Annotated in this window: 1 protein-coding gene; it reads right to left on the bottom strand. The window is 54.5% G+C overall.

Annotation, left to right across the window (positions count from 1 at the left end; genetic code table 11):
• The coding region (locus tag AACP56_RS18035; RefSeq protein WP_445227713.1) for a RagB/SusD family nutrient uptake outer membrane protein at positions 1 to 207 on the bottom strand (207 nt) is incomplete at its 3' end.
• Positions 208 to 483 lie beyond the last annotated feature (276 nt).

Below are 483 nucleotides of genomic sequence, written 5' to 3'. Positions count from 1 at the left end.
TGCATAGTGCTGTACCAGCGAGAGGTAGGCATAGGCCCTATAGGTGTATGCCTGTCCCAGGATCTCGGAGAGTACGGGTGACTCCGTCAAGGTACCGTCCAGCACCCTGTTGATGAGCAGGTTGGCCCCGGCTATGATGTTATAACGGTGGTACCAGAGTATCTCGTTGGTCAACGATGTCGGCAGGGTATGTGAGTTCCATTGCATCTCGGTACGCCATCCCAAATTGTTGGCACTTGCGGAGTGTATCAGGTGGCCTGCAAGGTTATCTCCCAGCGGTACCCAATAGTGGTTGCCCGCCCTAGCGGTATTCCCCCCAGGGAAAATGGTCTGGGACTGGGAGTACAGTCCCCGGTGCAACCCGTTGAGCACCAGTTGCATATTGGTCTCATTGGCCAGTGCATCGGAGGCCGAGATGGCATCCGTTGGCGTTGTCTCTAAAAAGTCATCGTCACATGACAGTATCGCTATGGCCATTATCAA

The organism is Croceitalea sp. MTPC6 (assembly GCF_036985525.1).
Taxonomy (GTDB): Bacteria; Bacteroidota; Bacteroidia; order Flavobacteriales; family Flavobacteriaceae; genus Croceitalea.
Note: the sequence above shows the minus strand (reverse complement) of the source record. Positions and strands in the feature narration are given on the sequence as shown.